Origin of the sequence: Pikeienuella piscinae, from assembly GCF_011044155.1 — a bacterium.
GTDB classification, from domain to species: domain Bacteria; phylum Pseudomonadota; class Alphaproteobacteria; order Rhodobacterales; family Rhodobacteraceae; genus Pikeienuella; species Pikeienuella piscinae.
In genome coordinates this window covers 987257-1011364 of sequence record NZ_CP049056.1, presented here as the reverse complement: position 1 = coordinate 1011364, position 24108 = coordinate 987257, and the positions used below count along the sequence as shown (strand labels likewise).

The 24108-nt window shown below is 65.9% G+C and carries 24 protein-coding genes; 21 read left to right on the top strand and 3 right to left on the bottom strand.

Going from position 1 to position 24108, the window contains the following annotated elements; genetic code table 11:
• The first annotated feature begins 9 nt into the window (after positions 1–9).
• From G5B40_RS04825 to G5B40_RS04800, 6 genes are all read left to right on the top strand, one after another.
• Positions 10–294 (top strand): VOC family protein, encoded by a 285-nt coding sequence (locus G5B40_RS04825; RefSeq protein ID WP_165095731.1) that lies wholly within the window; start codon positions 10–12, stop codon positions 292–294.
• A 112-nt stretch (positions 295–406) separates the two neighbouring features.
• Positions 407–1408: a type I glyceraldehyde-3-phosphate dehydrogenase gene (gap, locus tag G5B40_RS04820; RefSeq protein ID WP_165095728.1), complete on the top strand. Its 1002-nt coding sequence runs from the start codon at positions 407–409 to the stop codon at positions 1406–1408.
• A gap of 98 nt (positions 1409–1506) precedes the next feature.
• Positions 1507–2700, top strand: a complete 1194-nt coding sequence (locus tag G5B40_RS04815; RefSeq protein ID WP_165095725.1) for a phosphoglycerate kinase — start codon at positions 1507–1509, stop codon at positions 2698–2700.
• A 67-nt stretch (positions 2701–2767) separates the two neighbouring features.
• Positions 2768–3562, top strand: a complete 795-nt coding sequence (locus G5B40_RS04810) for an SDR family NAD(P)-dependent oxidoreductase (protein WP_165095722.1) — start codon at positions 2768–2770, stop codon at positions 3560–3562.
• Between the two features lie 101 nt (positions 3563–3663).
• Entirely contained in the window at positions 3664–4593 is a 930-nt protein-coding gene (locus G5B40_RS04805; protein WP_165095719.1) for a class I fructose-bisphosphate aldolase, read from the top strand.
• Between the two features lie 21 nt (positions 4594–4614).
• A complete protein-coding gene (locus G5B40_RS04800; RefSeq protein WP_165095716.1) occupies positions 4615–4920 on the top strand; it encodes a hypothetical protein in 306 nt (101 codons plus the stop codon).
• Here the strand turns inward: G5B40_RS04800 and G5B40_RS04795 are convergent.
• A complete protein-coding gene (locus G5B40_RS04795; RefSeq protein ID WP_165095713.1) occupies positions 4898–5824 on the bottom strand; it encodes a fatty acid desaturase in 927 nt (308 codons plus the stop codon). The genes G5B40_RS04800 and G5B40_RS04795 overlap by 23 nt on opposite strands.
• 112 nt (positions 5825–5936) lie before the next feature.
• Here G5B40_RS04795 and G5B40_RS04790 point away from each other — a divergent pair, with 112 nt between their 5' ends.
• The gene (locus G5B40_RS04790; RefSeq protein WP_165095711.1) at positions 5937–6206 is read left to right on the top strand and encodes a PepSY domain-containing protein; all 270 of its coding nucleotides are present in this window, start codon (positions 5937–5939) and stop codon (positions 6204–6206) included.
• A 7-nt stretch (positions 6207–6213) separates the two neighbouring features.
• On the opposite strand, the gene G5B40_RS04785 is transcribed toward G5B40_RS04790, so the two are convergent.
• Entirely contained in the window at positions 6214–7596 is a 1383-nt protein-coding gene (locus tag G5B40_RS04785; protein WP_165095708.1) for a dipeptidase, read from the bottom strand.
• A gap of 162 nt (positions 7597–7758) precedes the next feature.
• Between G5B40_RS04785 and G5B40_RS04780 the strand changes: the two genes are divergently transcribed.
• On the top strand, positions 7759–8298 hold the full coding sequence (locus G5B40_RS04780) for a glutathione peroxidase (protein WP_343040649.1): 540 nt from the start codon (positions 7759–7761) through the stop codon (positions 8296–8298).
• Between the two features lie 13 nt (positions 8299–8311).
• Here the strand turns inward: G5B40_RS04780 and mnmA are convergent, their stop codons facing one another.
• The gene (gene mnmA / locus G5B40_RS04775) at positions 8312–9454 is read right to left on the bottom strand and encodes a tRNA 2-thiouridine(34) synthase MnmA (RefSeq protein ID WP_179961599.1); all 1143 of its coding nucleotides are present in this window, start codon (positions 9452–9454) and stop codon (positions 8312–8314) included.
• Positions 9455–9565: 111 nt separating this feature from the next.
• Between mnmA and G5B40_RS04770 the strand changes: the two genes are divergently transcribed.
• The 13 genes from G5B40_RS04770 to add all read left to right on the top strand — a co-directional run bounded on the left by G5B40_RS04770 (position 9566) and on the right by add (position 24101).
• On the top strand, positions 9566–9841 hold the full coding sequence (locus G5B40_RS04770; RefSeq protein ID WP_165095702.1) for a DUF1153 domain-containing protein: 276 nt from the start codon (positions 9566–9568) through the stop codon (positions 9839–9841).
• Between the two features lie 102 nt (positions 9842–9943).
• Positions 9944–10657 (top strand): response regulator transcription factor CtrA, encoded by a 714-nt coding sequence (gene ctrA, locus G5B40_RS04765; protein ID WP_165095699.1) that lies wholly within the window; start codon positions 9944–9946, stop codon positions 10655–10657.
• Between the two features lie 324 nt (positions 10658–10981).
• The gene (locus G5B40_RS04760) at positions 10982–13219 is read left to right on the top strand and encodes an NADP-dependent malic enzyme (protein ID WP_165103263.1); all 2238 of its coding nucleotides are present in this window, start codon (positions 10982–10984) and stop codon (positions 13217–13219) included.
• A 159-nt stretch (positions 13220–13378) separates the two neighbouring features.
• On the top strand, positions 13379–14083 hold the full coding sequence (locus G5B40_RS04755; protein ID WP_165095696.1) for a hypothetical protein: 705 nt from the start codon (positions 13379–13381) through the stop codon (positions 14081–14083).
• Between the two features lie 146 nt (positions 14084–14229).
• Positions 14230–16122, top strand: coding sequence for an AMP-binding protein (locus G5B40_RS04750; protein WP_165095694.1), 1893 nt, complete (start codon positions 14230–14232; stop codon positions 16120–16122).
• Between the two features lie 197 nt (positions 16123–16319).
• Positions 16320–17117, top strand: coding sequence for a response regulator (locus G5B40_RS04745; RefSeq protein WP_165095691.1), 798 nt, complete (start codon positions 16320–16322; stop codon positions 17115–17117).
• Positions 17114–18538 (top strand): sigma-54-dependent transcriptional regulator, encoded by a 1425-nt coding sequence (locus G5B40_RS04740; RefSeq protein ID WP_165095688.1) that lies wholly within the window; start codon positions 17114–17116, stop codon positions 18536–18538. The genes G5B40_RS04745 and G5B40_RS04740 overlap by 4 nt, the downstream gene beginning before the upstream one ends.
• A 91-nt stretch (positions 18539–18629) precedes the next feature.
• Positions 18630–19022, top strand: a complete 393-nt coding sequence (locus tag G5B40_RS04735; protein ID WP_165095685.1) for a cytidine deaminase — start codon at positions 18630–18632, stop codon at positions 19020–19022.
• Positions 19019–19819, top strand: a complete 801-nt coding sequence (locus G5B40_RS04730; RefSeq protein WP_165095682.1) for a purine-nucleoside phosphorylase — start codon at positions 19019–19021, stop codon at positions 19817–19819. Before G5B40_RS04735 ends, G5B40_RS04730 begins: the two co-directional genes overlap by 4 nt.
• Positions 19812–20591 carry a deoxyribose-phosphate aldolase gene (gene deoC / locus G5B40_RS04725; protein WP_165095679.1) on the top strand — a complete coding sequence of 260 codons (780 nt, stop codon included), beginning with the start codon at positions 19812–19814 and terminating at the stop codon, positions 20589–20591. Before G5B40_RS04730 ends, deoC begins: the two co-directional genes overlap by 8 nt.
• Positions 20591–21901 carry a thymidine phosphorylase gene (gene deoA / locus G5B40_RS04720; RefSeq protein ID WP_165095676.1) on the top strand — a complete coding sequence of 437 codons (1311 nt, stop codon included), beginning with the start codon at positions 20591–20593 and terminating at the stop codon, positions 21899–21901. Before deoC ends, deoA begins: the two co-directional genes overlap by 1 nt.
• Complete coding sequence (locus G5B40_RS04715) at positions 21898–23100, top strand: phosphopentomutase (protein WP_165095673.1); 1203 nt, start codon at positions 21898–21900, stop codon at positions 23098–23100. The genes deoA and G5B40_RS04715 overlap by 4 nt, the downstream gene beginning before the upstream one ends.
• Positions 23097–24101: an adenosine deaminase gene (gene add, locus G5B40_RS04710; RefSeq protein ID WP_246209709.1), complete on the top strand. Its 1005-nt coding sequence runs from the start codon at positions 23097–23099 to the stop codon at positions 24099–24101. Before G5B40_RS04715 ends, add begins: the two co-directional genes overlap by 4 nt.
• Positions 24102–24108: the final 7 nt, after the last annotated feature.

Below are 24108 nucleotides of genomic sequence, written 5' to 3'. Positions count from 1 at the left end.
CGATGCGGCGTGACGGCGAAGTTCCTGGCCGAGGTTCTCGATCCGCCGGCGCCGAGGCGGCTCGGCCATTTCACTGCCCTGCGCGTGGGCGAAACCCCGGTCGCCCTCGTCGAGGTCGACCGTTCGATCTCCACGCGCCATAGCGCGTTTCTTGTCTCGGAGCCGGAAATCGACGGGGCTAGTCGCTCGGATAGCAGCCCGCAGTCTTGTCCACCGGGGCGATCCGTTCAGGATGAAGCCCGACTGCATCAGCCGCTGAGACGCCGGGCGACCGGCCCGGTGCTGATGGCTTGAGCATTCCCGGCGGGGAATTGCGTCCGCCGGCCGAGAGGCGCGCGCGGGGGCTGGCGCTCCCTTTCGGCTCTTGGCATAAGCGGCGCGCGCCACGGGTCAGAAGGAGGACGCCATGTCAGTCAAAGTCGCCATCAACGGATTCGGCCGAATCGGCCGCAACGTGCTTCGCGCCATCGTCGAATCCGGCCGGACGGATATCGAGGTCGTCGCGGTCAACGATCTCGGGCCGGTCGAGACGAACGCGCATCTCCTGCGCTTCGACAGCGTCCATGGCCGCTTCCCCGGCGAGGTCAAGGTTGTTGGCGACACGATCGATCTCGGCCGCGGCCCGATCCGGGTGACGGCGGAGCGCGATCCGGCGAAACTCCCCTGGGAGGGCGTCGATATCGCCCTCGAATGCACCGGGTTCTTCGCCAGCCGTGAAAAGGCCGCGGCGCATCTCGAGAACGGCTCGAAGCGGGTTCTGGTCTCCGCCCCGGCGACGGGCGCCGATCGTACGGTCGTTTTCGGCGTCAACCATGACGAGTTGACGAAGGACGACCTCGTCGTCTCCAACGCATCGTGCACCACCAATTGCCTCGCGCCGGTGGCCAAGGTGTTGCATGACGCCTTCGAGATCGAGGAGGGGTTCATGACCACGATCCACTCCTACACCGGGGACCAGCCGACGCTGGACACGATGCACAAGGATCTCTATCGCGGCCGCGCCGCGGCGATGTCGATGATCCCGACCTCGACCGGCGCCGCGAAGGCGGTGGGGCTGGTGCTGCCGGCGCTGAACGGCAAGCTCGACGGCGTCTCGATCCGGGTCCCGACGCCGAACGTTTCGGTCGTCGATCTGACCTATCGGTCGAAGAAGAAAGCGAGCGTGGATGAAATCAACGCCGCGATGAAGGCGGCGGCGGATGGCGCGCTGCGCGGCATTCTCGGCTGCACCGATCAGCCGAACGTTTCGATGGATTTCAACCATGACCCGCGCTCGTCGATCTTCCATCTCGATCAGACCAAGGTGATGCCGGACGGGCTGTCGCGCATTCTCACGTGGTATGACAACGAGTGGGGCTTCTCCAACCGGATGAGCGATGTCGCTGTGGCGATGGGCAAGCTGATCTGAAACCAGGACGCGCCGCGGCCTCCGGGCGGCGGCGCGTTCGCGCGTGGCGGCGCATGAGCGCGCTTGAGCGCGGCGCGGATTCAGGTGGGGAGGCGGCATTGAATTTCAAGACGATCGACGATCTGGATCTCTCGGGAAAGCGGGTGCTGGTGAGAGTGGATGTCAATGCGCCGATGAAGGACGGCGTGGTGACGGACACGACGCGGCTTAGCGCCGTCGGTCCGACGGTGCGCGACGTGCTGGCGAAGGGCGGCAAGCCGGTGCTGTTGGCGCATTTCGGCCGGCCGAAGGGCAGGGTGGAGCCTTCGATGTCGCTGGCCCCGATCGCGCCTGCGCTGGCCGAGGCGATCGATGTTCCGGTGAAGTTCGCGCCCGTGACCACCGGCCCCGAGGCTGAAGCCGCGATCGCCGTGCTCGCCCCCGGCGGCGCGCTCCTGCTGGAGAACACGCGCTTTCACCCCGGCGAGGAGGCGAACGATACGGGCTTCGCCGCGGAACTCGCCGCGCTTGGCGATGTATTTCTCAACGACGCCTTCTCGGCCGCGCATCGCGCCCACGCCTCCACGGAAGGGATCGCACGGCTTATGCCGTCTGCGGCTGGTCGGCTGATGGCGGCGGAGCTTTCGGCGCTCACCGCCGCGCTTTCGAAGCCGGAGCGGCCGGTGATCGCAGTGGTCGGTGGGGCCAAGGTCTCCACCAAGCTCGAACTTCTCGGCAATCTCACCTCGAAGGTTGATCAGATCGTGATCGGCGGCGGCATGGCCAACACGTTTCTGGCGGCGCGAGGCGCGCAGGTTGGAAAATCGCTTTGCGAGCATGATCTCGCGCCGACGGCGCGCGCGATTGTCGAGAGCGCGGCGGCGGCAGGCTGCGAGATCGTCCTTCCTGTCGACCTGGTGGTCGCCCGCGAATTCGCCGCCGGGGCGGCGCATGAGGTGGTGGCGGTGGACGCATGTCCGAACGATGCGATGATTCTCGACGCCGGCCCGGAGACCGTGAAGGACATCGCGCGCCGTTTCGAAAGCGCGCGTACGCTGGTCTGGAACGGCCCGCTGGGCGCATTCGAGATTCCCCCGTTCAACGCTGCGACCGACGCCGCCGCGCTGAAGGCGGCGGAACTGACCGAGACCGGGCGTCTTCTGACGGTCGCTGGCGGCGGCGACACCGTCGCGGCGCTGAACGCATCCGGCGCCGGCGCGCGATTCTCCTATGTCTCGACCGCGGGCGGCGCTTTTCTCGAATGGCTGGAGGGCAAGACGCTGCCCGGCGTCGCGGCGCTGGCGGTCGATTGATCCGCAAATTGGCGCAGCCGCACTTTCACCTCTAAGCTCGGGTGGCGAACCATTGAGGGGACACGCGATGGGGGACGCCTGGACCCTGGTCACCGGGGCATCCGGCGGGATCGGCGTTGAACTCGCGCGGCTCTCGGCCGCGGACGGACGCAATGTCATCCTCTCCGCCCGAAGCGGCGCCAAGCTCGAGGCGCTGGCGGAGGAACTTCGCGCCGCGCACGGCGTCAGCGTCGAAGCGATCGCCGCCGATCTTTCCGAAGCAGGCGGCGCCGACGCGCTCTGGTCGAAGGCTGTCGCGGGACGGCGCATCGACTTCCTGATAAACAACGCCGGCCTCGGGCGGAACGGGCGGTTCGCCGGCGGGCGCGCCGGGGATGACGGCTGGGCGCGCGAGGCGGCTTCGATCGAGGTCAACGTCATGGCGCTGACGCGGCTGACGAAGCTGGCCGTGATGGTGATGAAGGCGGCGGGCGCGGGCCGCATCCTGAATGTCGCCTCGACCGCAGCGTTCATGCCCGGGCCGGGAATGGCGGTCTATCACGCCACCAAGGCCTATGTCGTCAGCCTCAGCCGTGCGCTGGGCGCAGAACTCAAGGGGTCCGGCGTCACGGTAAGCGCGCTCTGCCCCGGCCCGACCGAGACTGGATTTTTCGACGCCGCCGATATGCGGGGCGCGCCCATCCTCTCGCTCATGCGGCCGCAGGACCCGCAGGCCGTGGCGCGCGTCGGCTATCGGGCGGCGCTGCGCGGAAAGGCGGTGGCCGTTCCCGGCGTCATGAACAACGCATCTGTCTGGGGCGCGAAACTGTCGCCCGCCGCGCTTTCCACCTTCATCGCCGGGCGGTTGATGGCGAAAGGCTGAGCGCCGTCGGCGTGAAACCGGTCATGTTCCGCTTGACCCCCGTTGACAAGCCGGGCTACCGCACTCAGCAACATGACAGAATTCGAGATGGAGAAATCCCGATGAGAGCAACGCGCGCCGTTCAGAAGATCCTCGCCGGTTACGAGGGCGAGACGCCCGGTGTCAAAGGCAAGCTCCGCCAGATGTTGATGACCGGCAAACTGGGCGGAACCGGCAAGATGGTGATCCTGCCGGTCGACCAGGGGTTCGAACATGGCCCGGCCCGCAGCTTTGCGCCAAACCCGGCCGCCTATGACCCGCACTATCATTATCAGCTGGCGATCGACGCGGGCCTCAATGCTTTTGCGGCGCCGCTTGGCATGTTGGAGGCGGGTGCGGACACGTTTTCAGGGCAGATTCCGACGATCCTGAAGGCGAACAGCGCCAACTCGCTGATGTCCAGCTCCGCCGGTAAGAATCAGGCGGTCACCGCCTCGGTCGATGACGCGCTCCGCCTCGGCTGCGCGGCGATCGGCTTCACGATCTATCCCGGCTCCGACATGGCGCTGGACATGTTCGAGGAAATCTCCGCCATGCGCGAGGAGGCGGCGGCGAAGGGCGTCGCCACCGTCATTTGGTCCTATCCGCGCGGCGAGGCGCTGACCAAGGACGGCGAGACGGCGATCGACATCGCCGCCTATGCGGCTCAAATTGCCGCGCTTCTGGGTGCGCATGTCATCAAGATCAAGCTCTCCACCGACCATCTGGAATTGAAAGAGGCGAAAAAGGTCTACGAGGACGAGAAGATCGACATCTCCACGCAGGCCGCACGCGTCGCGCATTGCATGCAGGCGGCGTTCAACGGGCGGCGGCTTGTGGTGTTTTCGGGCGGCGCCAAGAAGGGCGAGAACTCGGTCTATGACGACGCCCGCGCGATCCGCGATGGCGGCGGCAACGGCTCGATCATCGGGCGCAACACCTTCCAGCGTCCGCGTGAGGAAGCGCTGAAGATGCTCGGCCGCATCATCGACATCTACAAGGGCCGTGACTGAGGGCACCCGAAAGGGAGGTGGATGCGCAAGAACGAGGGCCCGACCGGCGATCTCGATCCGCACGCGCTGATCCTTGAGGCCTACCGGATCGAGGGGATCGGCGCTGCGGATTGCCGGACAATCTTCTTCGATTGGGCGATCGGCGCGATGGCGGACCGCGACATCGTCGCGGACGCCGCCGCGCTGCTCGCCCATTACCATGACAAGGCCCCGGATCATCCGATGACGGCGGTATTGCGCGAAGGCGCCCTGACCCCTCCGCCGCGCCGGCGGAAGCGGGCGCGGCGGAGGGGTCAGGGCGCCCTCAGGCTCCGCGGGAGTGGCTGAGACGGGCCGCCGTCTTTAAGTGAAAGCGCGCGTATCCGCGCTCGGTTTCGCGCAGGTGCGCGGCCATGCGCGCGTGCAGATCCGGCAGGCGGTGAAACGGCGCGGCCGGAAGGCTGTGATGCTCCGCATGATAGGGCATGTTCCATGCGAGGAGCCGCACGAGCGAGGTCGTGAAGGTGGTGCGCGTGTTCTCCAGCATGTTGGCGACCAGTGGGCAGCGGCCATGCTCCGCCATCAGATAGAGCCGCAGAAACGGCTGGCCGAGCAAGGCGGGAACAATCCAGACCCAGATCAGCTCCTGCGCCCCGAAGCCGAAGGCCAGCGACGCGACGGCCGCGTAGCCGGCCAGCATTAGTCGCGCCTCGCGCCGCACCCGCGTGCGTCCGGCGGGCGGGACGTAATCGTCGTCGCAGCGCCCGCGCGCGTTGCGGACGAGCGTTTTCACGTGATCGGCCCAGACTGGCAGGCCGGAAACCCGCCAGAGATAGGCGCGCCATGTCGTCGGCCAAGGCGCCGCCAGTTCCGGGTCGTGCGCCGGGTCTTGGGTGTGACGATGATGCGCGAGGTGGAAATAGCGGAACCAGTCCGGCGGCAGCATGAGGGCGAACGCCGCGATCCGCGCGGCCGCGGTATTGACCCAGGACGTGCGGAAGGCCGTGCCGTGAATCGCCTCGTGAAGAAGGCAGAAAAGAAAGACGATGAGGACGCCCTGGATCGGCAAGAGGACGCCCCACCAGGGCGGCTTCGCGGCGATGACCGCGCCAAGGATCAGGATCGCGCCAAGGTGAAGGCCAAGGCGGAGGAGCCCCGGCTCGTCGCGGCGCTCGGTGAAATCCGCGCGCGCCGCCGGCGGCAGCGCCGCGAGCACGGTGCGGTGATCAACTGTTTCGGTCTGGTCGGTCATGCGTCAGCATTCGCGTGCGGACGCCCGCGCGTCAACGCCGCACGGTTTGCGTGTGGAGGGCGGCGCTATTAGATACTGGCGCGACCGAGGTCTCTTTTCAGGAGCATATACGATGCGCGCCACACTCTCTGCTTTCGTCCTAGCAATGGCTTGCGCAGGCACAGCCGTCGCCGACCGGGCACCGACGCCGGAGGAGACTGCGCGCATCTCCGTCGCGCTTGAAGCGCTTGGCTACAAATCCTGGGACGAGATCGAATTGGAGGACGACGATGCGGACGGCCCCTATTGGGAGGTGGACGACGCGCGTGACGCCGACGGCGTGGAATGGGATCTCCGGCTCGACGTCGAGGACCTGACTGTCATCGACGTCGAGCGCGATTGAGCGCCAGTCAGTCCTTGCTCAACGCCGCCAGAACCCGCGCCCAGCTGCGCGCGCCTTTCTGAAAGCTGGTGAGCGAGTACTTTTCGTTCGGCGAGTGGATGCGGTCATCGTCGAGGCCGAAGCCGATGAGAAGCGAATTCATGCCGAGGATGGACTGAAACAGTCCGACGATCGGGATCGATCCGCCGCAGCCGGCGAAGGCGGCTTCGTTCGGCCATTCATCGGAAAGCGCGCGGCGCGCCGCTTCGAAGCGCGGATCGTCCACCGGCATGACGATTCCCGGCGAGCCGCCATTCCTCGACTCGAATTCGACGGTGCAATCGGGCGGCAGCATGTTCTTGAAGCGCTGGTGGAGCGCCTTGCGGATCTTGGCCGGATCCTGATCGCCGACAAGCCGGCAGGAGATTTTCACGAAGGCTTCGGCCGGCAGGACGGTCTTGAATCCCGCGCCGGTATAGCCGCCGGAAACGCCGTTGAACTCCAGCGTCGGGCGGGCCCAGATCTGCTCCAGCGTGGAGTAGTCGCTCTCGCCAGCGGGGGTGGAAAGGCCTACCGCGCCGAGGAAGTCCTCATGGCTGAAGCCCAGTTTCTTCCACTGGGCCAGAATTTCGGGCGGCGTGTCGGCGACGCCATCGTAAAAGCCGGGCAGGGTGACGCGGCCCTCTTCGTCGTGGAGCGAGGCGAGGATTTTCGCGAGCACCCGAATCGGGTTCGCCGCCGGGCCGCCGAACATGCCTGAATGGAGATCGCGGTCCGCGGCTTTCACGGTGATCGTGTCACTGACCATGCCGCGCAGCATGGTTGAGATCGCCGGGGTCTCGGCGTTCCACATGCCGGTGTCGCAGACGAGCGCGAGATCGGCTTTCAGTTCTTCTTTGTTGGCCTCGAGGAAAGGAACGAGCGAGGGTGAGCCGGATTCCTCCTCACCTTCGAAAAGCAGCGTGAGATTGGGCGGCGGCGCGCCGGTCACCGCCTTCCAGGCGCGACAGGATTCGACAAAGGTCATCAGCTGGCCCTTGTCGTCAGTCGCGCCACGCGCGCGGATCTCGGGCCCTTGCGCGCCCTCGGCGATCACCGGCTCGAAGGGGGGCGCTGACCAGAGATTCAGCGGATCGACCGGCTGCACGTCGTAGTGGCCGTAGAAAAGGAGGCGCGGGCCGTCGCCGCCCGAATGCGCCACCACCATGGGGTGGCCGGGCGTATCGCGGATGCTTGCTTCGAAGCCGATGCTCTTCAGATCCTCCACGAGCCACTCGGCGGCCTTGCGGCATTCGTCCTTGTAGGCCGGGTCCGTCGACACGCTCTCCATTCGGAGAAGCGCGAAGAGCCGCTCGATGGCGGCGTCCCTGTCGGAATCGAGCTGGGCCAGTATTGCGTCGAGATCAGGCATGCGAAGGCTCCTTCTGGTATCGGCGGGACGATGGCGCGGAGCGGGGCGGCTGTCCACTGCGCGCGGCAGGTTTTCGCGCGCTTCGCATGAAACCCCGGATTGAAACCATTGCGCCCCGCGCGGCGAATCCTGATGGTGACAGCGACGACAGGAGGTTTGGGGATGCGGAGCAACATGATTTCGGCGGTGATCGGCGCGTGCGCGCTCATCCTGACGGCGCTCGCCGCCGTCGCCGCGCCCGATTTCACCTTTCGCGCCATCGAAGGTGGAGAGATCGACCTCGCCACCTATCGCGGCGGGCCGGTGCTGGTTGTCAACACCGCCTCGCGCTGCGGCTACACTTATCAATACGCCGGATTGCAGGAGCTCTACGACGCCTACCGCGAGCAGGGCTTCACCATCGTCGCCGTGCCCTCCGACGCTTTCAATCAGGAGCTGGCCTCTAACGCCGCGGTGAAGGATTTCTGCGCAGTGAATTATGGTCTGACCATTCCGATGACAGAGGTTACGAAGGTGACCGGATCGGAAGCGCATCCCTTCTACGCGTGGCTGCTTTCAGCGCACGACTTCGAGCCGCAGTGGAATTTCAACAAGGTGCTTCTGGACGCAAACGGAGATTTCGTGGCCGGATGGCGATCGTCGACTAAGCCGATGTCCGCCGAGATCACCGGCGCGGTGGAAAGGCTTCTCCCCGGAAACTGATCGCCGAGACCGATCAGCCGCGCGTGATCCAGCCGCCGCCGAGGACGCGCTCGCCGTCGTAGAAGACGCAGGCCTGACCGGGGGCGACGCCTTCTTCGGGCGAGAGCAATTCAACGGTGGCGCCTTCGGGGGACGGCAGGATTCGCGCCTCGATGGCCGGGCGGGTGGAGCGGAGCTTCGCCTTCGCCTCCCAGCCGCCTTCGGGCGCGTCCTTGAGCGCGCCGGGGCCGATCCAGTTGACTTCTCTCAGCGCCACACGGCGCACCGCCAGCGCTCCGCGCGGGCCGACGATCACCCGGCGCGTCTCCGGCTCCAGCTTCACCACGAAAAGCGGCTCTCCGCCGGTCTCGCCGCCGCCGAGTCCGAGGCCGCGGCGCTGGCCTATGGTGTAGTGGATGATCCCGTCATGCGCGCCCAGCGTCCGGCCGTCGAGATGGACGATTTCGCCCGGCTCGGCCGCGCCGGGACGCAGCTTTTCGATCACGTCGGCGTAGCGGCCCTGTGGCACGAAGCAGATATCCTGGCTGTCGGGTTTGTCGGCGATGGCGAGTCCGAGTTCCGCGGCCATCCCCCTGACTTCGGCTTTCGAGCCGTGCCCGCCGAGCGGAAAACGCAGGAAATCGAGCTGCTCCTGCGTGGTCGCGAAGAGGAAATAGCTCTGGTCGCGCGCCGCGTCGGCGGCGCGGTGAAGCTCGGCCCCCGCCGACCCCTCGACGCGCCGGACATAGTGGCCGGTGGCGAGACAATCTGCGTCCAGTTCCTTCGCCGTCGCTAGCAGATCGCGAAACTTCACGCTCTGATTGCAGCGGATGCAGGGGATCGGGGTGTAGCCAGCGAGATACTGGTCGGCGAACTCGTCGATCACGGCCTCGCGGAAGCGGCTTTCGTAGTCGAGCACGTAATGCGCGAAACCCATCTTCTCAGCGACCCGTCGGGCGTCATGGATATCGCGCCCGGCGCAGCACGCGCCCTTTTTCGCGAGCGCAGCGCCGTGGTCGTAAAGCTGCAGCGTGACTCCGACGACGTCATAACCTTCGCGCGCCAGCATCGCCGCCACGACGGAACTGTCGACCCCGCCGGACATGGCGACGACGACGCGTGTCTCGGCGGGAGCCTTGGCGAAACCCAGACTGTTGAAGCGGGGCGATCCATCCATCCCGGTCATCTAGCGGCGACGGGGCCGGGTCTCAAGCCCGCGCGTTCATCGCATGTTAGCCGGAGCTTGCCAGAATCGCGCCAGTGTTGTCCGCCCAAGTGGGAGTTTCAGATGCGTAAAATTGTTCCCCTCGCCGAACTGCGGGCTCGGAAACTGCATGAGCGGATGAGAAAGGATCTGCCTCCTCCGAACGTCACCCGCTGGGTGGCGAGTCGCAAGGCAGCTGTCGTCGCCGCGGTGGATTCGGGCGCGATCACGGAGGATGAGGTTTGCGCGCGCTACGATCTCAGCGCGGAGGAACTTGCGCTCTGGCGCGATTCCTTCGCCAAGCACGGCCCACATGCGCTACTCGTCACCAAGCTGAAACACTTTCGCAACACGCCCTAGGGGTGGTACGGAAAAAATACACGTATAGGTAATATCGCGTTTACCATTTTGTCCTTAACGTGGCATCAATCTTAACGGGTGTGGAAAGAAAGGACAAACCAAATGCGCGTATTGTTGATCGAGGACGACCAGTCGACCTCGCGGAGCATAGAGATGATGCTCGCGAAGGCGAATCTGAACGTCTACGCCACCGACCAGGGGGAAGAGGGGATAGAACTCGCCAAACTCTATGATTACGACCTGATCCTGCTCGATCTCAATCTGCCGGACATGACCGGATACGACGTGCTGAAGGCGCTGAGGGTCGCCAAGATCGATACGCCGATCCTGATTCTCTCGGGCATGACGGAAACCGACGACAAGCTGAAAGGGTTCGGCTTCGGGGCGGACGACTACATGACCAAGCCCTTCGACCGGGACGAGTTGATCGCGAGAATCCACGCGATCGTCCGGCGCTCCAAGGGGCATGCGCAATCCGTGATCTCGACCGGGCGGATCGCGGTCAATCTCGACGCCAAGACGGTGGAGGCCGACGGAACGCCGGTGCATCTCACTGGCAAGGAATACCAGATGCTGGAGCTTCTGAGTCTCAGAAAGGGCACTACGCTGACGAAGGAGATGTTCCTCAACCATCTCTATGGCGGGATGGACGAGCCGGAACTGAAGATCATCGACGTGTTCATCTGCAAGCTCCGCAAGAAGCTGGCGGCGGCGACCGGCGGGCATACGTACATCGAAACGGTCTGGGGCCGTGGTTACGTGCTGCGCGATCCCGCGCCGGCCGAAGTCCAGGGGGCCGAGCCCGCCCTGGCCTGACATGCGCGGCCCGCGGCGGCGCGAGGGTTCCGCCGCCGCGATCCGCTGCCCACAAACGGCGCGTCCGCCGGATCACGCGACACTGTCCGCGTATGCGAAGTTGCGGCCATATCGGTCACGATGAAACCGGTCGCCGCGCGCGCTTGTCCGCCCGTCCGCTCTGTATTCGCCAGCGCGCGGTCATTGTCGCCGGGACGACGCGCCGTCGACACCTTCCGTCCGCTTTTTCTGGCGTGGCTGCGGTAATCGTGCCTAAACTGGCGCAATCAAAGCCGCACCCTGGGGGGAATTCCTGTGACCGATGACACGAACAACGCCCGCGCCATGCTGCGCGAGGACGCGCTGCGCTATCATGAGGACGGCCGGCCGGGTAAACTCGAGGTGCGCGTCACAAAGCCGATGACGACGGCGCGCGATCTTTCCCTCGCCTACTCGCCCGGCGTCGCCGACGCCTGCACGGCGATCGAGGAAGATGCGGCCGCCGCGGCGCGCTACACCGGCAAGGGCAATCTCGTCGCCGTCGTCTCCAACGGCACCGCCGTGCTCGGCCTCGGCAATATCGGCGCGCTGGCCTCCAAACCGGTGATGGAGGGGAAGGCGGCGCTCTTCAAGAAATTCGCCAATATCGACTGCTATGACATCGAGGTGGACGAGACGGACCCGGCGAAACTGGCCGAGATCGTGATCGCTTTGGAGCCGACATTCGGCGCCATCAACCTTGAGGACATCAAGGCTCCAGAATGTTTCGAGGTTGAGCGAATCTGCAAGGAGCGCATGGGGATTCCGGTCTTTCACGACGACCAGCACGGCACTGCGATCGTCTGCTGCGCCGCGGCGGTCAACGCGCTCAAGCTCGGCGGCAAGAAATTCGAGAACATCAAGCTCACCGTCTCCGGCGGCGGCGCGGCGGGGACGGCCTGCATCAACCTTCTGATAACCATGGGCGTGAAGCGTGAGAACATCCTCGTCTGCGACCGCTCCGGCGTCATCCACGCGGGACGCGACGACCTGACGCCTGACAAGCAGGTTCACGCCCGCGAGACCGACGCGCGCACGCTGGAAGACGCGATCAAGGGCGCCGACATGTTCCTTGGCGTCTCGGCGCCCGGCGTGCTGACGCAGGAGATGGTCAAGACCATGGCCCCGGCGCCGATCATCTTCGGCCTCGCCAATCCCGTGCCCGAGATCATGCCGGATGTCGCCCGCGATGCGGCGCCGGACGCGCTGATCGCCACCGGGCGATCAGATTACCCGAATCAGGTCAACAATGTTCTTTGCTTTCCGTTCATCTTCCGCGGCGCGCTCGATGTCGGCGCGACGGAAATCAACGAGGAAATGAAGGTCGCCTGCGTCCACGCCATCGCAGCGCTCGCCCGCGCGCCCTCGACGGCGGAGGCGGCGGCGGCTTATTCGGGCGAGAACCTCGTCTTCGGGCCGGATTATCTGATCCCGAAGCCCTTCGATCCGCGCCTTCTCTCGGTCGTGGCCACGGCCGTCGCCAAGACCGCGATGGAGACCGGAGTCGCCATGCGCCCGCTGGAGGATGTCGAGGCTTACCGGAAGAATCTTCTTTCCTCGGTATTCCGGACCGGCTTTGCGATGAAGCCGATCTTCGAACGGGCGATGTCGGTCTCCCGACGAATCGTCTTCGCCGAGGGCGAGGACGAGCGCGCGCTCCGCTGCGCGCAGAACATGCTCCAGGACGGGATCGACGCGCCGATCCTGATCGGACGCCCCGGCGTTGTGCAAGATCGACTCGACAGGATGGGCGTGGAGCTGAAGGCCGGAGCCGATTTCGAGATCGTTAACCCGGAGGATGACCCGCGCTATTTCGAGTACTGGAGCACCTATTACGATCTGAAGAAGCGCGACGGCGTTTCGACCGACCTGGCGAAGGCGATCATCCGCACCAACACGACCGCAATCGCTGCGACCATGGTGCACCGGGGCGAGGCCGACAGCATGATCTGCGGGCTGTTCGGTGAATATGGCTGGCATCTGAAGTATATCGCCGACGTCCTGGCGCGTGACGGGCGTCATCCGATCGGCGCGCTTTCGCTGCTGATCATGGACACCGGGCCGCTTTTCATCGCCGACACCCATGTGCACGAGGATCCCTCGGCGGAGCAACTCGTCGAGATCGCCGTGGCCTCGGCCGCGATCATGCGCGACTTCAAGCAGGAACCGAAAGCGGCCTTCATCTCCAATTCTAATTTCGGGTCCGTCAGTCAGCCCGATGCGGCGAAGATGCGCCGCGCTGTCGGCTTGATGGACGAGGCCGGCGTCGATTTCGAGTATGAGGGCGAGATGCACGCCGATACCGCGATGGACCCGAAGGTGCGTGAACGAATCTTCCCGTCGAGCCGCTTGCATGGAACCGCCAACCTTCTGGTCATGCCGAACGCCAGCGCGGCGAGCGTCGCGCGTAACCTTCTGAAGACTGTCGGCAAGGGAATGGGCGTCGGGCCGATCCTGATGGGGCTGGAGGGAAAAGCGCATATCGTCACGCCGTCCGCCACGGCGCGCGGATTGATCAATATCGCGGCGCTGGCGGGCGGCTGAACCGGGCTTCATCCGGCATTCGCGCCGCGCGCGATATGCGAAAGTTAACGCTTCGCGCATGGATCGCGTAATGCGTGAAACTTTCGGGAGATTTCTATCGTACCTTGTACGGGTCATTGGACCCGTTACGAAAAACATTGTTCGATAGAGAGGCTCCCAATGAAAAGCATGCTTGTGATGACCGCCGCCGCGCTCGCGATTGCAGCGCCGCGCGCCGGTGACGCCGCGACCTTCGCTTATACGGCCGACCTCGTGGCGCTGAACAGCTCCGGCGTCACCGGGATGGCTGAGTTGCTTCTTGACGATGTGGCGATGACGCTGGACGTGCAGGTGAGCGCGAAAGGGCTGGAGGCGAACCAGCTTCACGTCCAACATATCCACGGTCTTTTCGACGCCAATGGGAATCCGGCGAACTCGCAATCGCCGACTATCGCCCAGGACGCCGATGGCGATGGATTCGTCGAATTGCTCGAAGGCGCGACGTCCTACGGCCCGATTGTTCTGGAGTTGCGGGACGACACGATTCCCGGAACCGGCGGTTTTCCGATGGCGCCTCACGGAACGATCGACTTCTCGTATCAGTATGACCTGCTGACCACGCCGGCCTTCGCCGCCGGGATGAGCGCCGCTGACCTCTTTGACCTGACGCTGCGCGAGATCGTCATCCACGGCATGTCCGTACGGGCGGACCAGGGCGTCGGCACCGGGGGCGAGGTGAACGGAACCGCCGGTTACCGAGCGGTGTTGCCGGTCGCCACGGGCGAGTTCGAGCTTTCGGCGGTGCCGGTTCCGGCGGCGCTGCCCCTCTTTCTCACGGCGATCGGCCTGATGGGCTTCACCGCGTATCGGCGCAAGGTCGCCTGAAGCCGGCCGCTCCATCAGAAGACGCCGCCGGCGCCTTGTGCGCCGGCGGTCGACCCCGACGGAACGTCGCGGCCGGGCGCGCGGCACTTGCCGCTTCTCGTCATTCATGCTTTCCCATTGATGATCGGCAGAGATGGGAGGCGACGATGGAATACCGTGCGGTTTATGAGAGCTGGCGCGCTGATCCCGAGTCGTTCTGGATGGCGGCGGCCGGTGATATCGACTGGGTCACTCAGCCGACGCGCGCGCTTTCAGATGAGAAGGCGCCGCTTTACGAATGGTTCGTCGATGGCGTGATGAACACCTGCTGGAACGCAGTCGACCGGCACGTCGCCGCCGGGCGGGGCGATCAGGCGGCGATCATCCATGACAGCCCGGTGACCGGCGCGAAGCGCGTCGTCACCTATGCCGAGTTGCAGGAATTGACGGCGCGGCTTGGCGGCGCGCTGGCCCGTAAGGGAGTTGGACCGGGCGACCGCGTGATGATTTACATGCCGATGGTCGCCGAGGCGGCGGTTGCCATGCTCGCTTGCGCGCGGATCGGCGCGGTTCACTCCGTGGTGTTCGGCGGATTCGCGTCGAATGAGCTCGCAGTCAGAATCGATGATTGCAAACCGAAGGCGGTGATCGCCGCCTCCTGCGGGGTCGAGCCGGGGCGGGTGGTCGACTACAAGCCGCTTCTCGACGGCGCCATCGAACAGGCCGAACACAAGCCCGGTTTCACTGTCATCTTGCAACGTCCGCAAAGGCCGGCCACGCTGATCGAGGGGCGCGACAAGGAGTGGGAGGCGTTTCAGGAGGGCGCATCGCCCGCGCCCTGCGCGCCGGTCGGCGGAGCCGACCCGCTCTATATTCTCTATACCTCCGGCACGACCGGCCAGCCGAAAGGCGTGGTCCGCCCGGCGGGCGGGCACGCCGTCGCGCTGAACTGGTCGATGAAGAATCTCTATGGCGTCGATACCGGAGATGTCTTCTGGGCCGCGTCGGATGTCGGGTGGGTGGTCGGGCATTCCTATATCGTCTATGGCCCGCTTTTCAGGGGGTGCACGTCGATCCTCTACGAGGGCAAACCGGTTGGCACGCCCGACGCCGGGGCCTTCTGGCGGGTGATCGCCGAACATGGGGTGAAGAGCTTCTTCACCGCCCCGACGGCGTTCCGCGCCATCAAGCGCGAAGACCCCGAGGGCGAGTTGGCCGGGGCTTACGATCTTTCCGGTCTCGACTATCTCTTCCTCGCCGGTGAGCGCTCGGACAGCGACACGGTGAACTGGGCGCAGGAGCGTCTCGGCGTGCCGGTTGTCGATCATTGGTGGCAGACAGAAACCGGCTGGGCGATCACCGGCTTGCCGGTGGGACTTGATCCCGATCTGGAGGTCCGCGTCGGCTCCACCGGTCTCGCCATGCCGGGGTACGATGTGCGGATTCTTGATGAAGGCGGGCATGAAGCGGCCCCCGGAACGCTTGGCGCGGTGGCGGTGAAGCTGCCGCTGCCGCCCGGATGCTTGCCGACGCTCTGGAACGCCGAGGCGCGGTTTCGCAATGCCTATCTCGAAACCTTCCCCGGCTACTACGAAACCGGTGACGCAGGAATGAAGGATGCGGAGGGCTACCTCCACATCATGGCGCGCACGGACGATGTGATAAACGTCGCCGGACACCGGCTCTCGACCGGGGCGATGGAGGAGGTGCTCTCCGATCATCCCGATGTCGCGGAGTGCGCCGTGATCGGGGTCGCCGATGACCTGAAAGGCCAGGTTCCCATGGGCTTTCTCTGTCTCAATCGCGGCGTGGAGCGACCGCATGAGGAGATTATCGCCGAATGCGTGGCGCTGATCCGTGAGCGAATCGGTCCGGTCGCCGCCTTTCGTCTCGCGGTGATCGTCGAGCGTCTGCCAAAGACCCGGTCCGGAAAAATCCTTCGCGCGATCATGGGCAAGATCGCGGATGGGGAGAGCTTTCGTTCCCCGGCGACGATCGACGACATGGCGATTCTCGATGAAATTCGCGATTCGCTGGCGAAGATCGGATTCCCGCGCTGACGCGGGCGTTCGTGCGCTAGTTTATACCGGTAGCCGTCGCCCCGCGGACGGCTTTCAGGTGAATTGCACCGCTGTCCGAGCTGAAATCACGCCCGTTTGCGCGCCGTGACGCGGGTCAGCGCTTTGCAGTTTGCAATGCATCCCTATACTGGCGCAGATTGGACGTGAGACGCCCGGAGGTTGCAAGGAGCCCGCACATGGATGCAGCGACGGAGATCGACCTCGATCGCCTGAAAGGCATGTCGATCCTGTTGGCCGAGGACAACGTCACCAACCAGCTTGTCGCGACCCAGATGCTGGAGACATTGGGGGCGGAGGTCGATATCGCGGCCGATGGCGCCATCGCGCTGGAGAGGCTTCGTGAGCGAACCTATGACGTGCTTCTGATCGATATCGAGATGCCGCGTGTCTCCGGGCTTGACGTGATCCGTGCGATCCGCGCCGACGAAGGACCGCTCTCCGATGCACTGGTGATCGCGCTCACCGCTTATGCGATGCAGGAACATCGGGAAAAGATCACCGGTGTCGGCGCGGACGGCCTGATCGCCAAGCCGATTACGTCGATCAAGCAGTTCGGCGTCGATATCCTCTCGCTTCTGGATGGGCGCGCCGAGAAAACCTCCGCTGGCGCCGCGCCGGCCCCCGGAGCAGTGATCGAACGCATGATTTATGAAAGCCTCGCGGCTTCGATCGGCGATGACGCGATGCCCGAACTGCTTGTCCGGATCGAATCCGATCTGCAGACGGCGAGAACTGATATTTCGGAGGCTGGGGCGAACGCTGATCTCGACCTGATGGCGCGGGCTAGCCATATTCTCATCTCCGTCGCGGGAACGGTCGGCGCGGCCCGCCTGCAGCGCCAATCCGAACGACTGAACCGGCTGGCGGAGGAACAGGACGCAGACGCCGCCGCGACGTTGGCGGAGGACGCCTTGCCCGAATTGGACAATGTCATCGCGTTTATCGCCTCCGAGCGAAAAGCGAGGACGGTATGAGTACGCGCGCGTCCCAACCCGTGCTTCTGGTCGAGGATACGCGCTCTCTCGCGATGATGTACGAGAACGTCCTCAAGAACGCGGGGCACGCCGTCGAGTGCGCCTATCTGGCGGCCGAGGGAAAGGCGTTGCACAAGGGCGCGTCGGGGCGGCTCGTCCTGCTCGACCTGATGCTGCCGGATGGCGACGGGCTCGATCTTCTGTCTGAGATGCGTGAGGCCGACCCGACAGGCAAGGTCATCGTCATCACCGCCAACGGTTCGATCAACCGCGCTGTCGACGCCATGCGCGGCGGGGCGTTCGATTTCCTCGTCAAACCCTTCGATGAGCGACGCCTTCTCTCTGCGGTCGATAACGCGCTTCTGGAGATTGCGAAGAGCGGGCGCGCCCGGCGCGCAAAACCGAAACTCGAGGTCGGCGGCTTTCATGGCTTCATCGGCGATTCTCCCGGCATGCGGGAGGTCTATCACCTGATCAGCGAGATTGGCCGCTCCACCGCTACGGTGTTCATCACCGGCGAGAGCGGCGCCGGCAAGGAGGTGGCTGCGCAGGCGCTCCACGCGGAGTCCGGACGCGCCGACGGCCCGTTCATCGCGCTGAATTGCGGCGCCATTCCTCGCGATCTTCTCGAGTCGGAAGTGTTCGGGCATTTGCGGGGGTCCTTTACCGGCGCCATAGCCGACAAGCCCGGCGCGGCGGCTGCGGCCGATGGCGGAACGCTTTTCCTCGATGAAATCTGCGAGATGGATCTCGCGCTCCAGACCAAACTCCTGCGCTTTCTGCAGACATCGACCGTAACTCCGGTGGGCGCGACCACCCCGCGCAAGGTCGATGCGCGCATCATCTGCGCGACCAATCGCAATCCGGTGGAGGAGGTGAGGGCCGGGCGTTTTCGCGAGGACCTCTTTTACCGGCTGCATGTCGTCCCGATCCATCTGCCGCCATTGCGTGAGCGCGGCGAGGATGTGATCGTGGCGGCGGAGAGCTTCCTGCGGCGCTATTCCGCCGATGAGGGCAAACGCTTCACCAGGGTTTCGCCGGAGCTCGCCGAAATCATGCGCAATCTGCAATGGCCGGGAAACATGCGCCAGTTGCAGAATGTGATGTGGAATATCGTCCTTCTGCACGACGGCGAGGAGGCGACGCCGGACATGCTGCCGCCGGGTCTGGCCGAGCCCATGAAGGCGCCGCAACCTCAGGCGCAGCGCAATGGCGCGATCGCGACCGATGGCGCGGCCCCTCCGATCGGCGTCTCAGCCCGTGTCGAGCCGCTTGTCGGCGCCACGATGGCGGAGGTCGAACGCGAGTTCATCGAGGCGACGATCGCCGCGCATGACGGTTCGGTGCCGAAGGCGGCGCGCGTGCTCGACCTCAGCCCATCCACAATTTATCGCAAGCGGGAAAGCTGGGCGAAGGAGTGATGCGCGGCCGGCTCCGGCGACGGATCGGCGCTTGCCGCGCCGCGCTCGCCGGGCGATCATGACGCCGAGCCAGCCGGGAGCCCGAAAGCCGATGTCCGCCGATCTGATTGCGGCCGCCAGTTCAGCCGCCGCGCGCGCCCACGCACCTTATTCGCGGTTCCGCGTCGGCGCCGCGATTAGGGCGGCGTCGGGGGCCGTCTACGCAGGCTGCAACATCGAGAACGCCGCCTATCCGCAGGGCTGGTGCGCCGAACCAAGCGCGATCTCGGCCATGGTCATGGCGGGAGAGACCAGAATCGCGGAAATATGCGTCTGGGCCGACAGCGCGCGCCCCTGCACGCCCTGCGGGGGATGTCGGCAAAAGCTCGCCGAATTCGCGGCCGCCGATACGCCGGTCATTTCTGCCGGGCCGGCGGGCGAGCGCGGGCGCTGGACCCTCGGCGCGCTGCTGCCGGAGGCGTTCAGCCTGGATGGGGAAGCATGACCGCAGCCGCCGATATTATTCGCGCGAAAGCCCGGACGCCGGTGCGGATGGGCCTCGTTCTCGGCTCTGGCCTCGGCGCGATGGCGGATGAGCTGGAGGGCGCGACGCGGTTCGAATTCGGGGACCTTCCCGGCTTTCCGGTCTCCGGCGTCAGCGGCCATGCCGGCGCGCTCACGCTGGGTCGGCTTGAGGGTATCGAGGTCGCCATGCTCTCCGGGCGCAAGCACTACTATGAGGGCGGCGATGCGGCGGCGATGCGCCCCGTCCTCGAATGTTTCAAGGCGCTCGGCGCGGAGCTGGCGTTTCTGACCAACGCCGCCGGCTCGACGCGCAAGGAGATTCCGCCCGGCGCGCTGATGGCGATCCGGGATCACATCAATTTTTCAGGACGCGATCCGCTGATCGGCGTCGAGGGCGACGACCGCTTCGTATCCATGGTCAACGCGTATGACGATACTCTGCGTCTCCGCCTGAAATGGTGGGCGGAGGAAGCCGAACTAGAGCTTTTCGAAGGAGTCTACGCCTGGTTCTCCGGCCCCTCTTTCGAAACTCCGGCGGAGATCGCGGCCATCCGCAAGCTCGGCGCCGATGCGGTGGGCATGTCTACTGCTCCGGAGTGCATTATCGCCCGGCATATCGGTCTTCCCGTCGTTGCGGTTTCGGTGATCACGAATTACGCCGCCGGGATGACCGGAGCGGCGCTCAGCCATGATGAGACGAAATCCGAGGCGGCGAAGGCAGAAGATCGATTCCGCGCCCTCATCCGCGCATTTGTCGGGAGCTACGCGAATGGTTGAAGACGATGAGATCGGGCTTCGCAAGGCGGCGCTGCGGGCGCTTCATTCGCTCGACCTCACCAATCTCGAACATGATTGCGACGAGGCGGCGATCCAGACGCTGGCGCGCCGCGCGATCACCGCGCATGGAAATGTCGCGGCCGTCTGCGTCTGGCCGCGTTTCGTGGGCGAGGCGCATCGGCTGCTCGCTCATCAGGGCGTTCGGATCGCCACCGTGGTCAATTTTCCCGCCGGCGACGATGATCCGGGCGAAATCGCCGACCTTACCGAAACCGCGGTCGAGGCGGGCGCAGGCGAGATCGACATGGTGATCCCCTACAAGGCGTTTCTGGAGGGACGGGAGGAACGCGTCATCACCCTGGTGAAGCGTGTCAGGCGCGCCGCCGGGCGCGGCGTTCTGGTGAAGGCGATTCTGGAAACCGGCGTTCTTGAGAGGGAGGAGGCTGTCCGGCGCGCCGCCGAACTCGCGCTCGAAGGCGGGGCGGATTTCCTCAAGACGTCGACGGGCAAGACCCCCGTCAGCGCGACGCTCCGCGCCGCAAGGACGATGCTGGAGGCGATCCGGGACTCCGAGGCTCAGGCGGGGCTGAAACCGTCGGGGGGCGTGAGCAAGTCCACCGACGCGGCCAATTATCTCGATCTTGCGGACGAAGTGATGGGTGAAAGCTGGGCGACGCCGGAGACATTTCGCATCGGCGCTTCCGGCCTTCTCGACGCGCTGGTTGCGACGCTGGACGGCGTGGATGAAGAGACGCAAGCCGAGAGCGGCTGATGCGCCCGCAAGAGATCATCGCGAAAAAGCGCATGGGCGGAGAGCTCGCGGCGGAAGAGATCGGCGTGCTGGTCTCCGGACTCGTTTCCGGCGCCGTGACCGACGCGCAGGCGGGCGCCTTCGCCATGGCGGTTTGTCTGAACGGCTTGGGGCGCGCGGAGCGCGTCGCACTGACCGAGGCGATGCGCGACAGCGGCGAGGTGATGCGCTGGGACCTGCCCGGTCCGGTCGTGGACAAGCATTCGACCGGCGGCGTTGGCGATAACGTGAGCCTGACCCTCGCCCCCGCGCTCGCCGCGTGTGGGGCCTTCGTTCCGATGGTGTCCGGGCGCGGGCTGGGCCATACTGGCGGCACGCTCGACAAGCTGGCGTCGATCCCGGGTTATGACGTGGCGCCGGGCGCCACCCGGTTTCGCGATACGGTGCGCGGGGCGGGTGCGGCGATCATCGGCCAGACCGATGATCTCGCCCCCGCCGACCGGCGGCTCTATGCGGTCAGGGATGAATCCGGAACGGTCGAATCGCTTGATCTGATCACGGCGTCGATTCTTTCGAAGAAGCTCGCCGCCGGGCTGGACGCGCTGGTGTTGGACGTCAAGTGCGGCTCAGGCGCCTTCATGGCCAAGCGGGAGGAGGCCGAGGCGCTGGCGAGCGCGCTCGTCGATGTCGCCAACGGGGCCGGCTGCCGGGCCGCGGCGCTCATCACTGACATGAACGAGCCGCTGGCGAGCGCGGCTGGGAATGCGCTCGAGGTCGCGAACGCCTGCGCTCTTCTCTCCGGGCATGAGGTCGACGCGCGGCTCTGGGATGTAACCATCGCGCTTGGCGGCGAGGTGCTGACGCTCGCGGGGCTTGCGACGGACGCGGGGGCGGGCAGCGGAAAGATCGCCGCCGCGCTTCAGGATGGGCGGGCGGCGGAGCGGTTCGGGCGCATGGTCGCCGCGCTCGGCGGCCCGGCGGATGTCATGGAGCATTGGGCCGAGCATCTTCCCGCCGCGACGGTCATCCGCGATGTGTTCGCCCCGGCGCCGGGTTTCGTGCGCGCGATCGACGGGCGCGCGGTCGGGTTGGCGGTCATCGACCTCGGTGGTGGGCGGCGCCGGGCGATGGACAGGATCGACCCCGCGGTCGGCTTCGACAGGCTTGCCGGAACGGGCGCGGCCGTAGGGCCGAACGCGCCGCTCGGTCGGGTCCACGCCTCAAGCGCTGCGGCGGCGGAGGCCGCGGCGACGGCGCTTGTCGCCGCGTACGAGATCGGCGAAGCGGCGCCGCAACAGGAGGACCCGGTGCTCGCGAGGATTGCGCCGTGAACCGGGTCTTTCTTCTTGTAATGGACTCGGTGGGAATCGGCGGCGCCCCGGACGCAGCGGATTTCGGCGACGAGGGCGCCGACACGCTTGGCCATATCGCCGCCGCCTGCGCAGACGCGCGGGCGGATGAGGGGCGCGAGGGCCCGCTCAATCTGCCGCATCTCGACGCCCTGGGCCTCGGCGCGGCCGCGCGCGCGGCGACAGGGCGCACGCCGCCCGGTCTCGGCGGTTCGGGCGGCGCCTGGGCGGCGGCGCGGGAGTGGTCGCGCGGCAAGGACACGCCCTCGGGCCATTGGGAGATCGCGGGCGCGCCGGTCGATTTCGACTGGGGCTATTTTTCGACCGAACCCCCTGTCTTTCCGCCCGATCTCATCGCCGCGCTCTGCGCGCGGGCTGACCTGCCGGGCGCGCTCGGCCTGGCTCATTCCAACGGCGTGGAGATCATTCGCGCGCACGGCGAGGAGCATCTGGCGACGGGCCGGCCAATCATCTACACCTCCGCCGACAGCGTCATGCAGATCGCCGCGCACGAGAAAAGGTTCGGGCTTGAACGACTTTATCGGACATGTGAGATCGCACGGGAACTGTGTGATCCGCTGAACATCGGACGGGTCATCGCCAGGCCATTTCTTGGCGATGGGGCGACGGGCTTCCGCCGCACGCCGAACCGTCGAGATTATGCGTCGCCTCCGCATCGCGAGACACTCTGCGACCGGGTCGCCGCGTCTGGCGGGCGGGTGATCGGCGTCGGCAAGATCGCCGATATCTTTGCGCATCGTGCGATCAGTGAGACCCGCAAAGGGCCGGACGACATGGCGCTGTTCGACGAGACGCTCGCCGCGATGGACAATGCCGCGGACGGCGATCTGGTCTTCGCGAATTTTGTCGAATTCGATAGTCTTTACGGCCATTTGCGCGATGTCGCCGGATATGCCCGCGCATTGGAGGCGTTCGATGCGCGCCTGCCGGAGGCGTTCCGCCGGCTTCGTCCCGGCGACCTGCTGATCATCACCGCCGATCATGGGAACGATCCGACCTGGCGCGGAACCGACCACACGCGCGAGCGGACGCCGGCGTTGTTCGCCGCGCCGGGCGCCGCGCTGCGCGCCCCGGAATTCTGCGATTTCGCCGATATTGGCGCGACGGCGGCCGCATGGCTCGGACTCGGGCCAAGCGCATATGGACGGAGCCTTTTTTGACCGATTGGCGGGCATTCCCGAAGCTGGAGTTGCACCTTCATCTTGAGGGCGCCGCGCCCCCGGCGCTGGTGCGCCGGCTCGGCGCGGCGCAGGCGATCCCGCTCGACGGGCTTTTCGACGCGGCGGGCCGGTATGCGGCCTCGGATTTCACCAGTTTTCTTGTGGCTTATGAACGCATGTCGCGTGTTTTCGCGAAACCTGAAACCTATCGCGAACTGGCGGAGGCGGTGCTGGCCGAACAGGCGGCGCACGGCGTGATCTACACGGAGATCTTCATCTCCCCGCCCTCGCTCGGTTTCACCAGTGCCGAATGGCTGACGATGTTAGCGGCGATAGAGGAGGGGGCGAACGCGGCGGAAGCCAGCCATGGGATCGTCTGCCGCCTAATTCCCGTCGTCATCCGGCATCACGGCCCGGAAAAGGCGCTGGAGGCGGTGCGGACGGTTCTGGCGGCGCCGCGCGGGCGGATGCGTGGGTTCGGGCTGGCGGGCGATGAGCGGCGGTTCACCGCCGCCGATTTCATCCGTCCGTTCGCGGAGATGGCGGAGGCTGGCTTCCGCCTCACGGCCCATGCGGGCGAATTTTGCGGGCCGCAAAACGTTCGGGACACGCTCGATTTGCTCCATGTCGAGCGGCTCGGTCACGGCGTCCGCGCGGTGGAGAATCCGGAGCTCGTGCGCCGTCTCGCCGAAGAGGCGATAGCGCTGGAGCTCTGCCCCGGCTCCAACATCGCGCTCGGCCTCTATCCCGATTTCGCCTCGCATCCGATCGACGCGCTGCGCCGCGCCGGTTGCGCGGTTACCGTATCGACCGACGATCCGCCGTTCTTCCACACCACGATCAGCGACGAATATCTTGGGCTGGAGGCGGCGTTCGGATACGGAGAACCAGAATTCGCCGCTTTCAATCGCGCCGCGCTCGACGCCGCCTTTTGCGAGCCGGCGCTGAAGACTTCACTCGCCGCCCGGCTCGCCCGGCGTGAACGCCAACCCGAAGCATGAGGACGCC

Coding starts and splice junctions, on each gene's coding strand:
- G5B40_RS04740 (WP_165095688.1), top strand. CDS start 17,114: ATGAGTACGCGCGCGTCCCAACCCGTGCTTCTGGTCGAGGATACGCGC.
- mnmA (WP_179961599.1), bottom strand. CDS start 9,454: ATGGATGGATCGCCCCGCTTCAACAGTCTGGGTTTCGCCAAGGCTCCC.
- G5B40_RS04790 (WP_165095711.1), top strand. CDS start 5,937: ATGCGCGCCACACTCTCTGCTTTCGTCCTAGCAATGGCTTGCGCAGGC.
- G5B40_RS04730 (WP_165095682.1), top strand. CDS start 19,019: ATGACCGCAGCCGCCGATATTATTCGCGCGAAAGCCCGGACGCCGGTG.
- G5B40_RS04735 (WP_165095685.1), top strand. CDS start 18,630: ATGTCCGCCGATCTGATTGCGGCCGCCAGTTCAGCCGCCGCGCGCGCC.
- G5B40_RS04770 (WP_165095702.1), top strand. CDS start 9,566: ATGCGTAAAATTGTTCCCCTCGCCGAACTGCGGGCTCGGAAACTGCAT.
- G5B40_RS04780 (WP_343040649.1), top strand. CDS start 7,759: ATGCGGAGCAACATGATTTCGGCGGTGATCGGCGCGTGCGCGCTCATC.
- G5B40_RS04755 (WP_165095696.1), top strand. CDS start 13,379: ATGAAAAGCATGCTTGTGATGACCGCCGCCGCGCTCGCGATTGCAGCG.
- deoA (WP_165095676.1), top strand. CDS start 20,591: ATGCGCCCGCAAGAGATCATCGCGAAAAAGCGCATGGGCGGAGAGCTC.
- G5B40_RS04805 (WP_165095719.1), top strand. CDS start 3,664: ATGAGAGCAACGCGCGCCGTTCAGAAGATCCTCGCCGGTTACGAGGGC.
- G5B40_RS04760 (WP_165103263.1), top strand. CDS start 10,982: ATGCTGCGCGAGGACGCGCTGCGCTATCATGAGGACGGCCGGCCGGGT.
- G5B40_RS04750 (WP_165095694.1), top strand. CDS start 14,230: ATGGAATACCGTGCGGTTTATGAGAGCTGGCGCGCTGATCCCGAGTCG.
- G5B40_RS04795 (WP_165095713.1), bottom strand. CDS start 5,824: ATGACCGACCAGACCGAAACAGTTGATCACCGCACCGTGCTCGCGGCG.
- G5B40_RS04745 (WP_165095691.1), top strand. CDS start 16,320: ATGGATGCAGCGACGGAGATCGACCTCGATCGCCTGAAAGGCATGTCG.
- G5B40_RS04785 (WP_165095708.1), bottom strand. CDS start 7,596: ATGCCTGATCTCGACGCAATACTGGCCCAGCTCGATTCCGACAGGGAC.
- ctrA (WP_165095699.1), top strand. CDS start 9,944: ATGCGCGTATTGTTGATCGAGGACGACCAGTCGACCTCGCGGAGCATA.
- gap (WP_165095728.1), top strand. CDS start 407: ATGTCAGTCAAAGTCGCCATCAACGGATTCGGCCGAATCGGCCGCAAC.
- deoC (WP_165095679.1), top strand. CDS start 19,812: ATGGTTGAAGACGATGAGATCGGGCTTCGCAAGGCGGCGCTGCGGGCG.
- G5B40_RS04800 (WP_165095716.1), top strand. CDS start 4,615: ATGCGCAAGAACGAGGGCCCGACCGGCGATCTCGATCCGCACGCGCTG.
- G5B40_RS04810 (WP_165095722.1), top strand. CDS start 2,768: ATGGGGGACGCCTGGACCCTGGTCACCGGGGCATCCGGCGGGATCGGC.